The 15,331-nt window shown below is 39.7% G+C and carries 10 protein-coding genes; 9 read left to right on the forward strand and 1 reads right to left on the reverse strand.

Annotated features, from left to right (window positions below):
• Positions 1-174 precede the first annotated feature (174 nt).
• The 3 genes from ACESTD_RS03460 to ACESTD_RS03470 all read left to right on the forward strand — a co-directional run bounded on the left by ACESTD_RS03460 (position 175) and on the right by ACESTD_RS03470 (position 6,640).
• Complete coding sequence (locus ACESTD_RS03460; protein ID WP_373159089.1) at positions 175-1,365, forward strand: site-specific integrase; 1,191 nt, start codon at positions 175-177, stop codon at positions 1,363-1,365.
• Positions 1,366-2,224: 859 nt separating this feature from the next.
• Positions 2,225-5,161: a TonB-dependent receptor gene (locus tag ACESTD_RS03465; RefSeq protein ID WP_081106211.1), complete on the forward strand. Its 2,937-nt coding sequence runs from the start codon at positions 2,225-2,227 to the stop codon at positions 5,159-5,161.
• 18 nt (positions 5,162-5,179) lie between these two features.
• Positions 5,180-6,640, forward strand: a complete 1,461-nt coding sequence (locus tag ACESTD_RS03470) for a RagB/SusD family nutrient uptake outer membrane protein (RefSeq protein WP_016274185.1) — start codon at positions 5,180-5,182, stop codon at positions 6,638-6,640.
• Between the two features lie 399 nt (positions 6,641-7,039).
• Here ACESTD_RS03470 and ACESTD_RS03475 read toward each other — a convergent pair whose 3' ends face one another.
• The gene (locus ACESTD_RS03475; RefSeq protein ID WP_225982624.1) at positions 7,040-7,369 is read right to left on the reverse strand and encodes an AAA family ATPase; all 330 of its coding nucleotides are present in this window, start codon (positions 7,367-7,369) and stop codon (positions 7,040-7,042) included.
• Between the two features lie 404 nt (positions 7,370-7,773).
• Here ACESTD_RS03475 and ACESTD_RS03480 point away from each other — a divergent pair, with 404 nt between their 5' ends.
• The 6 genes from ACESTD_RS03480 to ACESTD_RS03505 all read left to right on the forward strand — a co-directional run bounded on the left by ACESTD_RS03480 (position 7,774) and on the right by ACESTD_RS03505 (position 15,051).
• A complete protein-coding gene (locus ACESTD_RS03480) occupies positions 7,774-8,358 on the forward strand; it encodes a zeta toxin family protein (protein WP_016274187.1) in 585 nt (194 codons plus the stop codon).
• Positions 8,345-8,536 carry a hypothetical protein gene (locus ACESTD_RS03485; protein WP_008665776.1) on the forward strand — a complete coding sequence of 64 codons (192 nt, stop codon included), beginning with the start codon at positions 8,345-8,347 and terminating at the stop codon, positions 8,534-8,536. Before ACESTD_RS03480 ends, ACESTD_RS03485 begins: the two co-directional genes overlap by 14 nt.
• A 680-nt stretch (positions 8,537-9,216) precedes the next feature.
• On the forward strand, positions 9,217-12,204 hold the full coding sequence (locus ACESTD_RS03490; protein WP_230321243.1) for a SusC/RagA family TonB-linked outer membrane protein: 2,988 nt from the start codon (positions 9,217-9,219) through the stop codon (positions 12,202-12,204).
• A gap of 28 nt (positions 12,205-12,232) precedes the next feature.
• On the forward strand, positions 12,233-13,879 hold the full coding sequence (locus ACESTD_RS03495; protein ID WP_005835044.1) for a RagB/SusD family nutrient uptake outer membrane protein: 1,647 nt from the start codon (positions 12,233-12,235) through the stop codon (positions 13,877-13,879).
• 409 nt (positions 13,880-14,288) lie between these two features.
• Complete coding sequence (locus ACESTD_RS03500) at positions 14,289-14,873, forward strand: zeta toxin family protein (RefSeq protein WP_034523328.1); 585 nt, start codon at positions 14,289-14,291, stop codon at positions 14,871-14,873.
• Positions 14,860-15,051, forward strand: coding sequence for a hypothetical protein (locus ACESTD_RS03505; protein WP_005835040.1), 192 nt, complete (start codon positions 14,860-14,862; stop codon positions 15,049-15,051). Before ACESTD_RS03500 ends, ACESTD_RS03505 begins: the two co-directional genes overlap by 14 nt.
• The last annotated feature ends 280 nt before the right edge of the window (positions 15,052-15,331 follow it).

The following is a 15,331-nucleotide window of genomic DNA, read 5'->3' on the forward strand; positions in this document are numbered from 1 at the left end:
CTAAAACAGAGAACAGACCTGATTTTGAAACAAATTGAGAGTTCCCGGAGGCTAAATACCGATTAATAGCTAAACACAAAAAGACACTTTTTAAAGATATTAATTCTTATTCTAATCCCATCGAGCACAGAATATCGTCTTATTTGTTATTGGTATTAATTAAAATCAAGTAAAATGAGTAAAATTATTTACAATCTAGTGTACAACAGAAAAAGAAGCCTGAATAAAAAAGGAATGGCATTAGTGCAAGTAGAAGCCTATTTGGACAGAAAGAAAAAGTATTTTTCAACCAAAGTTTATTTAAAGCCAGAACAGTGGGACAATAAAAAGCTTATTGTGAAGAATCATCCTAATGCAGATGCGCTGAATAGATTGATATATGAGTTCATGGCTATGATAGAAAAAAAAGAGTTGGAATTGTGGCAGCAAGGAAGGCGTATTTCATTAGAGTTACTAAAGGATGTTTTGAGCACAAGCGAAAACAAAACCTCTTTTATTCCTTTTTTTAGGCAAGAGATAGCAAACTCTACTCTAAAAGAAAGTACAAAACGAAATCATCTCTCCACTCTTTCATTATTACAACAGTTCAAAAAGGATGTAACCTTTTCTGATTTAACATTCGAATTCATATCCTCCTTTGAATATTTCTTGCAATCAAGAGGTTATCACACAAATACGATAGCCAAACATATGAAGCATCTGAAGCGACATATAAATGTCGCCATCAACAAGGATTATATGGAGATACAAAAATACGCTTTTCGAAAGTACAAAATTAAAACTATAGAAAACAAGCATACGCACTTATCTCCTGAAGAGTTGGAGAAGTTGGAGAAATTAAACTTGGCTGGCAGATATACTAAATTGCAAAAGACTTTAGATGCATTCTTGTTTTGTTGCTATGCAGGAATGAGATATTCTGATTTTATCAGTTTATCACCCGATAACATCGTGAAGATTCGTCAAGAAACCTGGCTAATTTATAAATCCATAAAGACGAGTACAGAAGTCAGATTACCTCTTTATCTCTTATTCGAAGGAAAAGGGCTTGTTATTCTGGACAAATATCGGGATGACTTACAAAGCTTCTTTCATTTAAGGGATAACTCTAATGTGAACAAGGATTTAATTGTGATTTCCCGCCTAGCTGGTTTATCAAAAAAAATTTCATTTCACACTGCTCGCCATACTAATGCAACACTATTGATTTATAATGGAGTAAACATTACAACGGTGCAAAAATTATTGGGGCATAAAAGTGTTAAAACCACACAAGTGTATACAAATGTAATGGATATGTCTATAGTGCATGATTTAGAAAAGAACCATGCACTCATGCCTTTGCCTAAAAAAACACGAACTTAGCATAGCCAATACTACACTTTCATATCGTTAGTCATATACTTCTCCTTTAAAGTCTGTTCACTCACTATTCAGTTTCAGCCTGCTCGCTGCAAACTCACTGCATACGTTTTGCAGTACTACTGCAAATTGTTTGCAGTATCACTGCATATTGCTTGCAGCCGCACTGCATATTAGTTTGCAGTATCACTGCAACAGCTTTGCAGTATCGCTGCAATAGGTTTGCAAAGTTTTGCAGTGAGAAATTGCTGAGAATCAATTAAGTATAGTATAGTGTAAATAGAAGATTGACATTGGTGTGTTATCAATATTTAAGACTGATTGGAGGTGTGGAAGCAAATTTTGCTTCCACACTTTTGCATTGCTTCCACAGCGTCTGTAATGCCGATGAATAGAGGGATACAAGGAGCGGGTGGAAGTGTGGAAGCAAAAATGATGAAAACTGTTATGAAGAAACAACAGTTGTCTTGATTGTTTAGCTAATCACAAAGTTTTGAGTTTACTGTTTTTTGAAGCTATTGAAATATTCTTTTACATAGACTTTAGTACTTTCGCTAATAAAATGACAATGTAGAGTAAATGCTTCATTGAAAGCAGCTAGGATGATAGATGTTGACAAAAGATATTCTTCATATAAGAGGAAGAATCATTTAAAATCTTTAAGCAACGTATTAACTTTATGATATACATATGATAACCAAGTCATTAATCCAACAAATAGTATCACAGCAGTAAGGTTTTATACATTGTACCCCTATACATACACCTTGTGAGAAAGGAAATTTCGCTATAGTGATTTCTACCACATGGTATAATCGCTTGATTATTAATAAAATAAGAGTGTTGTAGTTCCGCGAAAACTCTGCTAATTTCGTATGTTGGTATGCAAACGCAAGAGGTGGCTGTCGCACCTTCTTTAAGAGTCATCTTAAAGTCCGACAGTGAAATTCTTGATGAAGTAACAGTCATAGCTTATGGTACTGCAAAGAAGAACTCACTAACAGGTTCTGTTGCTACTATCAAATCCAGTGATATGGAAAAGCTTCCAGTTACTTCATTTGAAAAAGCATTACAAGGATTGTCTCCTGGGCTGCAGATCGCAAGTGTCTCCGGTCAACCGGGTTCGTCTACACAGGTACGTATTCGTGGTATCGGGTCTATGTCTGCCTCAAGTACCCCACTTTATGTTATAGATGGAGTTGCTATTGAAGCTGCAAACTTAAGTGAAGTTGCAAATACCAGTAAATATGGGACAAGTGCAAATCCACTTTCAAACTTAAATCCGAATGATATTGAGTCTATTACCATCTTAAAAGATGCTTCTGCTGCTTCTCTGTACGGATCACGTGCGGCCAATGGTGTTATTCTGATTACAACGAAGCAGGGTAAAAAAGGACAAGCCAAGGTTAGCTTTAAAGCTCAAATGTCATCTTCCAAACTCCCTTCTGGTGGTTATAATTTGATGAATGCCTCCGAACATTATGCTCTGTATTATGGAGGCTTCTATAATAATAATATTGCTAAAGGCATGTCCTCAGAAGAAGCTTCTGCTGCAGCCAACAAATCCACACAAAGCATGTATGGGCGAAATCCATATAATGTTGCTAACCCTCTGGATGCTTCTGGCGACTTGACATCTGGCGCTCAATTGATGATTGATACCGATTGGTTGGATGAAGTCTTCAGAACCGGGATGTCACAAGAATACGATATCAGTGTAAATGGAGGAAACGAGAAATCAAAATACTTCATTTCTATGGGATATATGAATCAAGAGGGTATTGTGATTGGTTCGGATTTTGAACGATATTCAGGTCGTGCAAATGTCTCAACGGAAATTAAACCTTGGTTCAGTATGGGTATCAATTCCACTTTCTCTTTGGCAAAACAAAACACTCCTGTAGGTGGAGGTGGTGGTGCTAGTCCTTTGACTAATGGTATTTTCCTACCCAATGCTGTTCCAGTATATGATTTGGATGAAAATTTCCAAATGCAATATGATGAGAATGGCAAACCTCTTTATAACTTCAAGAATCCCATATTTCAGGATATGAATGTTATATCATTTGCACAAACTGACAAATATGCAACTAACACATACCGTGTTTTGGTAAATCCCTACGTGGATTTCAACTTTTATGGAGTTCATTGGAAAACAAGTCTTTCATATGATTATATTAATTTGGATGAAACGCAATGGTATAATGCGGAGCATGGTAATGGTAAAGCTGCACAAGGACGCTTGTACAAATATGCCATTTGGAACAACACTTTTGGATTGACCAGTACATTAAATTATAATTTCAACATAAAGGAAGACCATCACTTCTCGGTATTGGCTGGTTATGAAATCTATAATAAAGAGTACAAGCGCACTTATGCACAAGGAACAAAATTTCCGATTGGTGGTTTGACAGAGCTGAATGTAGCTGCTACTCCGCAAGAAGTAGGTTCTGTAACAGATAAAGAGCGCATGCTTTCTTATTTTGGTCGATTAAATTATGATTATCAGAATAAATATTTTGCCTCATTCAGTATTCGCTCCGATGGTTCTTCACGTTTTGCACCGGGACATCGTTATGGTACATTTTGGAGTGTCGGATTAAATTGGCGCGTCAGCGAAGAAAACTTCATGAAATATATTACCTGGATCGATGACTTGAAACTACGTGCCAGCTATGGTACTTCAGGTAACAAAACATCTGATTACTTATATGGTTACCAAGCTTTCTATGAAGGTGGAGCCAATTATAACGGAGAGTCTGGCTTCAGACATTCTCAATTAGCAAATCCTGATTTGTCATGGGAAAAATCCAAAAACTTCAATGTGGGATTGGATTTTGCAGTACTTAACAGTCGCCTGCATGGATCCATTGACTATTATATCAAAAACTCTGATGAACTGTTATTGGAAAAACCTTTAGCCGGTTCTACGGGGTTGGACATAATTATGTCTAATTTGGGTGGTATGCGTAACTCTGGTATAGAAGTAGATTTGCATTCCCTGAATATTCAAGCCGGAGACTTTAATTGGGGAACCGACTTCAATATCTCTTTTAACAAGAATGAAATCACTTCTTATCCCGAAGAACAGGAAGTTGTTGGTACAAAAGTTCGTACGGTAGGCTACAGCCTTTATGAATTTTACATGCAAGAATGGGCCGGAGTAGATAAAGAAACCGGTGCTCCACTTTGGTATAAAGACGTAAAAGATGATAAAGGTAATCCGACAGGTGAAAGAACTACCACTTCAACTTACTCTACTGCAGACAAATACAAACTTGGTTCTGCACTTCCCAATGTATTTGGAGGTTTGAATAACACATTTACATTTAAAGGATTAGACCTTTCATTCCTCTTTACTTATAGTTTTGGAGGAAAGATATATGATGCGTACGAAGCCAATTTGCTGAATGATGGTAACAACAACGGTTATCAAGCCATCAAAGATCAAGCGAATTATTGGACAAAAGAGAATCCAAACGCTCCGAATCCTGCATTCTTGCCCAATAACACTTCAAGTTCTCATTCTACATCAAGCCGCTATTTGCACGATGCAGATTTCATTAAATTTAAAAATATCAACTTAGGTTATACTCTACCAAAAAAATGGACACAGAAGATACAGTTGGAGACAGTACGTTTCTTTGGAAGTCTGGAGAATATCTGTGTATGGAACTTGGATGGTAGTTTCAAAGGTTACGATGTGGAATTGGGAGGTGTAACCGGAGTATTGGACGGTGCAGGTACGGTTCCATTGCCTCGTACAATCTTATTTGGTATAAATGTTGGTTTCTAATTTAAAATTGAGATTACGATGAATAGAATAAAGCAAACTATAATAGCACTTGCAATAGGTCTTAGCTTAGCAAATTGCGGTGATGATTTTTTGGATACTACTTCTTCGGACCAAATGTCCGATTCTAACACCTTTACTACGATAGACGGTGCGCAGCAAGTGTTGACCGGTGCTTATGACTGGTTGACCAATGGCTGGTTGGCTCATATGACCAACCAATATATTTTCTTCTTGCCTGACATTATGGGAGATGACGCATTGGTGACACCTGACCCCAACTACAATTATGGACGTTTTGTGTCTCCTTATCAATATACAGTTTCTCCAGGAAGTACCTATACTGATGACCCGTGGAAGGGATGTTACAGTATCATAGATAATACGAATGCCATTTTGGATAATATCGGAAACCTGGCAGAAAGTGCAGAGCGTAACAGAATTGAAGGTGAAGCGCTATCTCTAAGAGCTTATACTTATCATTTCTTAGTAAGAATGTATGCCAAACCTGTGAACAAGTACCCGGATAATCCGAGCATAATTTTACGTATTTCTTCTGGAACAGAAGACCTTCCTCGTGCTACGGTAAAAGATGTTTATAATCAACTTGTCGTTGACATGGAAAAAGCATGTGGATTGTTGGACCAGCATTCTTCTTCATCCAAGGCATATATCGGTGCGAATGCTGCTCATGGAATTCTTGCACGTTTGTATTTGGATTTAGGTGATGAAACAAATGGCATCAAACATGCCAATGCTGCATTGAAAGGTGTTAATTTGATGAATACGGCAGTTTACACAGCTGATTTCTGTGAAGTTAACTCAGAAACACTTTGGGCTTTCGAATGTCCAACTGATGATAATCAATTCTATCTTTCATTACCCTCTTTCTGGTATTTGTGTGGAGATGATTATGAAGATGCTGTTATTGGTTATAGCTCATTACGAGTTTCAAAGGCTTTGATTAATCTAATGGAAGATAAAGATATACGCAAAACTCAGTTCCCGAAAGATTCTGAAACAAACGATTATATCAGTGAAACAGGATACTTGACAACAAAGATTCATAGTCGTAACAATGAAATGGGACAAGGCTCTTTCAATATGCTGCGTGGTTCTGAGATGTATCTTATTATTGCTGAATTAGCTGCTGACAAACAGCATTATGATGTGGCTAAAGAAGCATTAAATGTTGTTCGGATAGCTCGTGGATTGGATAAATATAGTGGAACGGATGCCGGTTTAGCAGATGAGATACAACAAGAAAGAAGGCGTGAATTATTTGCAGAGGGACATCGCCTATTCGACATGAAACGTAGAGGTTTGGCATTGACAAGAACTGGAGTTGACGGACACGATTTGTGGACTAGTCAATTAGACCTTCCTGCTGGCTCTGATAGATTTGAATTACCTATTCCGCAAGCAGAGATTGATGCTAATGGAGAACTGACAAATAATGATCAGAATCCTGCTTATAAATAAGTCTGTAAGAAGGAGTATATCTGATTTATGAACTTTCAAAACATCTCTATTTGATAGGGTGTTTTCTAAATAAAGTGTTTTAAAAGCCGTTCACTGTGAAGTAAGCGGCTTTTGTTATTCTATCTTTTCCACTTTATTTCTGCAACAATCATTTCCAAATAGGACGTATAGAAATCTGTTGCCGGGGATTAACGGTTATTTCTTCCTCGTCTTCCAAAGTAATAATTATGCCTTTAGATAATTGATAGTTGTCGTACCAAGTAAGTATCTTCCACAAATCCTATATATGATTTTATCGTGTCCGGACTTTTAACATCGACAGCCTTAGTTACAGAATTGTACGCAAAGCGATGAGTAGCGTTACTTGCCAAATAATACATCATCTCTCCAAGCTGCCTTTCATTGCTTATCTTGTTTCGCCACTACATCCTTATAAATGATGTCGGTATAGAGTGAAAGCAAGTAGTTATCATTATCTGACTGAATGTATTGAGGAAAGTTTCCTATTCCTAGGTATTTTTGTATTTCACTAAGGAGTAGCACCTTGCCTTCTGCAGCATAAAATGTATCTTGTTTTATTGCTACTTGCTTTAGTTTCAGGAATTCATGGAAAGAAAAAGGATAAAGTTCCATAGTGACATATCTGCCAGTAAGAAAAGTGCCCAACTCTTTACTAAGTAGATTGGCATTACTGCCGGCAACAAACACCTTGCTCGTTTCTCTGCTCATAAATAACTTAGCGTAATAGACTTTTATCCACACAATCTTCCTCTCTTTATATATATTGCTAATATACAAAAAAATATGATATAAATAGAGAAACTTTCGATTGCCAATAGAAAGTTTTGTAACAAAGGAACCTATTTTTTATATGGAATTGCAAATTAAATTATGAACAGCATCTGAATGAAACAGATTACAACGATGAGTTAAACCTTGGAAGGGAATAATTCCACCGGAGTTGTTTGGAAAATAAAGTGTTTTTGATAGAGGTTGTCAAAATGTGAACTGCACAACCTCATTTTTTATTCTAGACTCTCGCAACAACAATCAACTTTTAAAAAACAATAACTATCAATTATCCATAATCTTATAAAAATATTGTATGTTTGCAATTAGATAAATGCATGAATATGGATTCTAAAAAACAACTCTACATCATTAGTGGTTGTAATGGTGCTGGTAAGACTACGGCATCTTATACTGTGTTGCCGGATGTTCTGGAATGCAAGGAGTTTGTCAATGCGGATGAAATAGCTCGTGGATTATCTCCTTTTAATCCCGAAAGTATGGCCATTGAAGCCGGACGGTTGATGTTGCAAAGAATCAATGAATTGCTGAAAAATCAACAAAACTTTTCTATAGAAACCACACTTGCCACAAGATCTTACACTCGCCTTGTCCATCGTGCACAAGAACAAGGATATAAAGTCAATTTAATATATTTCTGGCTGAGTTCGCCCGACTTGGCTATTCAGCGTGTAGCCCAACGTGTACGTAATGGTGGACACGACATTCCCAAAGAGGTTGTGCTCCGGCGTTATCAAGCAGGTATTGATAACTTTTTCAATATTTATATGCCTTGTGTGGACTATTGGCTATTGGCAGATAATAGCGAAACACCCCGTATAATTGTTGCTGAAGGTGGACGAGGAATGGATATGCATATACATCACATTGAACGATTTAATAAAATACAAAGTTATGTCAGAGAATGAACGAAAAGAACTAAGCGAAAAGTTACATTTCGGTTTGGCATTAGCCGAACGTCGTATGCTTGAAGAAAAAGCATTGCGCAATGAATGCATTATACAAGGCTTGCCCAATGGAGAGATTAAAAGTGTACCGGCACGTATCATACTGCGTAGACTTTATGGAGAAGAGCTGAAACGATAGAAATATCCTCTCTTCAATAAACTGCAAACCTGAATTGTCTGCACGACACGAGAGCCAGTGCGGATTACAAAAGTACATTCTTTATTCCCTTGAATTATAATAAAAAATATATCCACTCAGTCTTCGTTATTCTATGTAGACTATATTCTCTTACAAGAAAATTTCCTCATTACGTTTTTGACATGCTCCAAACAGTAGTTTTTCATAGCTATAGAATTCTTTACTCCAATTACTTTGTATTTGGAATAATCTCCATTTATAAGATAGAGACAATTACATGGTGTTCTATGCATAAAATGGATAAATAGGTAGGATAGTGTTTATGTAACCATTATAAATTCAATAGTATTTTACATAAGGGTTTACATTCTCATAGATGGAATAAACAACACGAGTAAATAATTGACAAAAAGCAACTAAATGATAGATATTGACAAAGCCCTTCTAGTTTTTGAGAAAAAAGATCCTGACGTTATGATTATAGCACATCAGTACAGAATTAAACACCTTCAAATCAGGATATTACCATTACAAATAGTATCATATAAGTAGATTGTCATTTACAGTGGATATGTATAGAGTATCTTCTCTAGAGGAATACTTTATTTCAGGAGCTCTTTTTATTTATTTTATATTGCTTATTATCAACAATATAGACATAATGTAGTTCCGCGAAAACTTTGGTGATTTCTTATATTGGTATGCAGACGCAGGAAGTGGCGATTAAGCCGAGTGTAAAGGTGACAATGAGAAGCAATGCAGAAGCTTTGGATGAGGTTGTGGTAGTGGCATACGGTACTGCTAAAAAAGAATCGTTGACCGGTTCTATCTCGGTGGTTGACAATAAGAAAATAGAGAAGCGCATCACAACCAGCGTAACCGGTGCACTTGAAGGTGCCGCACCGGGTGTACAAGTGAACAATACATATGGTGAACCCGGTTCTGCCCCCAGCATCCGTATCCGTGGTTTTGGTACATTGGTTTCAGGTGCTTCAGATCCTCTGTATGTAGTGGACGGAGTCCCTTTCGATGGAAACATGGCCGAACTAAACTCTAATGATATTGAAAGCATGTCCATCTTGAAAGATGCTGCTTCGGCTGCATTATACGGTAACCGTGCTGCCAACGGTGTTGTCATCATTACAACCAAGAGCGGACGAAACACTCACAAACCGAGTATTACGCTGCAAATGAATCAAGGTATGTATAACAGAGGTATTCCCGAGTACGACCGTCTGGATGCAGACCGCTGGATGGAAGCTACCTGGATGGCCAAGAAGAATGCCATGATGAGCAATGCCGGCATGTCGGCAAGCGATGCTGCCGCATATGCCACGGGACACGTGGTTAGTGAATCTATCGGTCGTAATATCTACAATGCCGCTGGTGATAAGTTGTTTGACAATAACGGTAAACTGATTGCCACTCGCCTGGCTGGCTATGACGACTTGGACTGGCAGAATGCCATCGAACGCACGGGACACCGTCAGGAATACAATCTTTCTGCCGCCACTTCGGGAGAGAAATACAACGTGTATTCTTCCATAGGCTACTTGAATGAGAAAGGATATGTAAAAGCCACAGGTTACGAACGTTTCTCCGGGCGTATCAACACTACTTATACACCTAACAAGTGGTTCAAGGGTGGCGTGAACCTGACTGGCTCGTGGACCAAGCGTGACTATAACAGTAATGCCAGTGGCAACTATTACGCCAATCCGTTCTATATTACTCGTTATATGGCTCCGGTCTATCCGTTGTTTATGCACAATGCCGACGGTACATACCAACTGGATGCCGATGGTAACAAAATTTATGACACCACCTCATCTTATCTGAGTAACCGCAACATCGCTTACGAAATGTTGTATAATAAGCAGGAAAGTGTGCGCAACGTATTGGGCGGACAAGCTTTTGCCACCATCTCGTTGCCGTATGGACTTTCATTAACTGTAAAAGGTGACCTGAACAACAGCACTTCGAACAATAAGAAATATGACAATCCCGAAATTGGAGACGGTGCTACGAATGGCGGTCGTTTGACAAGTTATGCCTACCAATACAAGACTGTAACCTTGCAGGAAATTCTGAGCTGGAACTATCAATTTAATCAGGTACACAACGTGGAAGCTATGGTGGCTCACGAGAACTATAGTTGGGAGCGCAAGTACACTTCCGGAATGAACACCGGTATGGCTGTAGACGGAAACCTTACTATGGGTAATTTCCTTAACAACTCTTATTTTTCCGGAAGTGATGATGAGGACAAGACGGAGTCTTATCTGGCACGCGTAAAGTATAATTATGACAACCGTTATTTCGTAGAAGGTTCGTTCCGTCGTGATGGTTCCTCACGCTTCCACAAGGACAATCGCTGGGGTAACTTCTATTCTGTTGGTGCCAGCTGGAACATGAAACAAGAAGCTTTCTTGCAAGATGTAGATTGGGTGGATGCCTTGAAGTTGCGCGCGTCCTATGGTGAAGTCGGTAACAATATGGGCGTAAGCCTTTATGGTCACATGGCTCTTTATACCATTGACAAGAACGGTGGTGAAGCCGCTTTGGTAAAACAATCACTTTCAGCACCGGACATCAAGTGGGAAACTACACAGACGGTGGATGTTGCCGTAGAGGGGCGTCTGTTCAACCGTCTGAACTTCCAAATAGGCTATTTCGACAAACGTTCCAAAGACCTGCTGTTTGAGGTACGCCTACCGCTTTCTGCCGGTTCTTATCCTTGGGTCGATGATACTGCCCCGATGAACCTGACGCAATACAAGAATATCGGTACCGTGTCCAACCGTGGCTGGGAAATCTCTTTGAATGCCGATGTCATCAACAACAATGACTGGAAATGGAACATCGGCGCAGACGCTACTTTCCTGAAGAATAAAATCGTGAAACTGCCCGATGGAAAGGACATCTTGCATGGTATGCAAAACTACTCCGAAGGACACTCCATCTACGAATGGTACACTTACCACTTCGAAGGTGTGGACCAGATGACCGGTACTTCTCTCTATACACTGGATCCGGACAAGAAAGCCGCCGCCCAAGAAGCCGGTGCATTGACTACCATCAACGGTACGGACTATGCTACCGCGACTTCATACGCCAAACGTGACTGGGCCGGCAGCGCACTTCCTACGGTTTACGGTTCTATCAGCTCAGCTCTTTCTTGGAAAAACTGGGATTTGAACATGCTGTTTACTTATTCTTTAGGCGGTAAAACATACGATGGTAGCTATGCCAGCTTGATGGGTGTGTCTGAATCCGGTGCTGCCGGCAGCGCTTACCACAAGGACATCCTGAATTCTTGGAAAGAAGTTCCTGCGGGAATGACAGAAACTTCTGCCAATCGCATTGATCCGAATGGAACTCCGCGCGCCGACTTTTACAAATCGTCCGACCTGAATGCCACCAGTGACCGTTGGCTGACAAGCTCTTCTTACTTCGTATTCAAGAACCTGAATCTCTCCTACAGCTTGCCCAAGCGTTGGCTAAAAAGTGTAGGTATAGAAGGCCTTTCGCTGACTGCCGGTGTAGAGAACCTTTTTACATTGACTTCACGCAAAGGATTGAATCCGCAGTATTCCTTCAACGGAGGTTCGGACGATACGTATGTGACAGCCCGTGTTTATAACTTCGGACTGACTGTGAAATTCTAAAGGTATAACCATATAATTTGTATTAGAAATGAAAAAGATTATCAATAAATTGTTCGCAGGAAGCCTATTGGCAGGTATGATGCTGGTGTCTTCTTGCGCCGGTGACTATCTGGATACAGCACCTACTGACTCAACCGGAGCAACCGATGCCGTAGGTACCACGGCCAATGCCATGAAGGCATTGAACGGTATCGCCAAAATCATGACAACACAACACTCCTATTTTGGAGGTGGATTTGCTGGTGAGAACAACATAATGATTCAGTACGAAAGCTACCCGAGTGAAAATTACAATTACAATTATTACGCATCCGGATGGTCTCCTATCTTCAATCAAGAGTTCCACACACGTACTAACTCCATTTACGATGCTTACGCATGGTATTACTATTATACCATAGCAGGTAATGCCAACACCATTCTTGCCAATATAGACAATGCCGAAGGTACGGAAGCGGAAAGGAATTTTGTCAAGGCATCTGCACTGACTTTTCGTGCATACGCTTTCGAAAAACTGGTACACTATTATTGCTGGCGCTGGCAAGATTCCAACAATGGCGCTTCGCAGGGGATAGTACTTCGTTTGGACGAATCTACCGGTGGACAAGGTTATGCCACATTAGCTGAAACGTATGCACAGATTTATAAAGATTTGGACGAAGCCATCATGCTGTTTGAGCAAAGCGGTATGGACCGTAATGCCTCACAAGTATGGATGCCGAACATCAATGTGGCACATGCCATCTACGCCCGTGCCGCTCTTACCAAGCAAGATTATACCAAAGCATTGACTGAAGCTAAGCTGGCTCGCCAGAACTACCCACTCATGAGCAATGCAGAATATCATGCAGGGTTCTGTAATCCAACCAGTGAATGGATTTTCGGAAGCTTTGGTAGTGCACAAGAGAATAACTGGTATTGGAGTTATGGTACTCAGTATGCATGCAACGGATATTATGCCAATGCGGCAGGGGCGGCAAACGGTGCAGGCTCTATCGGTCGTGAACTGATTAATCGCATTCCCAACAACGATGCTCGTAAGGCACTGTTCCTAACCGAAGACAAATTCCCCGGCTATAACTTCAATGACGGTTCAGCCATGGATTTAGGCTACGGCATTCTTGGAATGGGAGATGATGAGAAAAAAGCAGATGCTCTTTGGGAAGAAGCAGCTGCCTATTGCCAGAAAATGGCGGTCAGTGGCCTGGAAGCTCCTTATCAGGCTGGTTATATGTATCTGGGGGGACAACTGAAGTTTTATGTATTCGACACTCCGGGCGTCAGCTACCTGCCTTTCATCCGTTCATCGGAAATGGTATTGGTAGAGGCAGAGGCTAATTATTTCTTGAATGACGAGACTGCTGCTCGTGCCGCACTGGTAGAACTGAATGCCACTTCCGGACGTAATCCTGAATACACTTGCGACAAGAGTGGCGAAGCTCTTTGGAATGAAATTATGGACTATCGCGAATTGGAACTCTGGGGTGAAGGTTTTGCATGGAGCGACTACAAGAGATGGAACCGCGACATAGTCCGTCACAGTTTTGCCGAAGGTGGTAATGCTCACATTTCCGTTGCAAAAACCATTCCTGCCTCCGGTGTCAACAAATGGACATGGGATGTACCTTTGAATGAAACTGATTACAACGATGAGTTGAATCTTGGAGGAAAATAATTCTACCGGAATTATTCTATAAATAAAGTGTTTTTTGAGAGAGGGGATGCTATAAAGCATTCCCTCTGTTATTAGAGGAGAACAATAAAAGCGTTTCCACACTATTCTCAGGATATTTGCCTGCCATTTGGTATTCATCAATGATCACTAGAGGGGAGGGCTATCTATATAGCGCAAGTGGGAAAGGCAAGTACTTTGCTCCACCTCAATTCGTAAAACGTACTTTGGTAAACAGATATTTCATCAAGAAGAAAATAAGGATAGATGATATGTGAGAAATGTGGAGTTCTCAAAAGAGTCCTGTACTTCTCATACCTGCGGAACAATCAACTTTTAAAAAACAATAACTATCAATTATCCATAATCTTATAAAAATATTGTATGTTTGCAATTAGATAAATGCATGAATATGGATTCTAAAAAACAGCTCTACATCATTAGTGGTTGTAATGGTGCTGGTAAGACTACGGCATCTTACACTGTGCTACCGGATGTTCTGGAATGCAAGGAGTTTGTTAATGCAGATGAAATAGCTCGTGGATTATCTCCTTTCAATCCCGAAAGTATGGCTATTGAAGCCGGACGGTTGATGTTACAAAGGATTAATGAATTGCTGAGAAATCAACAAAACTTTTCTATAGAAACCACACTTGCCACAAGAACTTACACCCGCCTTGTCCATCGTGCGCAAGAGCAAGGATATAAAGTCAATTTAATATATTTCTGGTTGAGTTCGCCCGACTTGGCTATTCAGCGTGTAGCCCAACGTGTACGTAATGGTGGGCACGACATTCCCAAAGAGGTTGTGATTCGGCGTTATCAAGCAGGTATCAATAACTTTTTCAATATTTATATGCCCTGTGTGGACTATTGGCTATTGGCAGATAATAGCGAGACACCCCGTATTATTGTTGCTGAAGGCGGACGGGGGATGGAGATGCATATACATCATATTGAACGATTTAATAAAATACAAAGTTATGTCAGAGAATGAAAGAAAAGAACTGAGCGAAAAGTTACATTTCGGTTTGGCATTAGCCGAACGCCGTATGCTTGAAGAAAAAGCATTGCGCAATGAATGCATTATACAAGGCTTGCCCAATGGAGAAATTAAAAGTGTACCTGCACGTATCATGCTGCGTAAACTTTATGGAGAAGAACTGAAACAATAGGAGTATCCTTTCTTCAATAAGCAGCAAACCTGGATTGCCCGCACGATATGAGAGCTAGAGTGGGTCACAAAAGCATATTCTGCATTTCCTGATTATGATAAAAATATCTCCACCCAAGCGACGTAATTTCATGTAGACTATATTTTCTCATAATAGGTATTCCTCATCAGAAAAATATAATCCCAAACAAGAAACCAAAAACATTGTTTACTACATAAATCTTTGGGGAATTAAAGAACTAAACCTTGACTGAACAATCGTTTTTCCATCCGAAAAGGGC

The organism is Bacteroides sp. AR20 (genome assembly GCF_964250605.1).
Taxonomy (GTDB): domain Bacteria; phylum Bacteroidota; class Bacteroidia; order Bacteroidales; family Bacteroidaceae; genus Bacteroides; species Bacteroides uniformis.

Coding starts and splice junctions, on each gene's coding strand:
- ACESTD_RS03460 (WP_373159089.1), top strand. CDS start 175: ATGAGTAAAATTATTTACAATCTAGTGTACAACAGAAAAAGAAGCCTG.
- ACESTD_RS03470 (WP_016274185.1), top strand. CDS start 5,180: ATGAATAGAATAAAGCAAACTATAATAGCACTTGCAATAGGTCTTAGC.
- ACESTD_RS03475 (WP_225982624.1), bottom strand. CDS start 7,369: ATGAGCAGAGAAACGAGCAAGGTGTTTGTTGCCGGCAGTAATGCCAAT.
- ACESTD_RS03480 (WP_016274187.1), top strand. CDS start 7,774: ATGGATTCTAAAAAACAACTCTACATCATTAGTGGTTGTAATGGTGCT.
- ACESTD_RS03485 (WP_008665776.1), top strand. CDS start 8,345: ATGTCAGAGAATGAACGAAAAGAACTAAGCGAAAAGTTACATTTCGGT.
- ACESTD_RS03495 (WP_005835044.1), top strand. CDS start 12,233: ATGAAAAAGATTATCAATAAATTGTTCGCAGGAAGCCTATTGGCAGGT.
- ACESTD_RS03500 (WP_034523328.1), top strand. CDS start 14,289: ATGGATTCTAAAAAACAGCTCTACATCATTAGTGGTTGTAATGGTGCT.
- ACESTD_RS03505 (WP_005835040.1), top strand. CDS start 14,860: ATGTCAGAGAATGAAAGAAAAGAACTGAGCGAAAAGTTACATTTCGGT.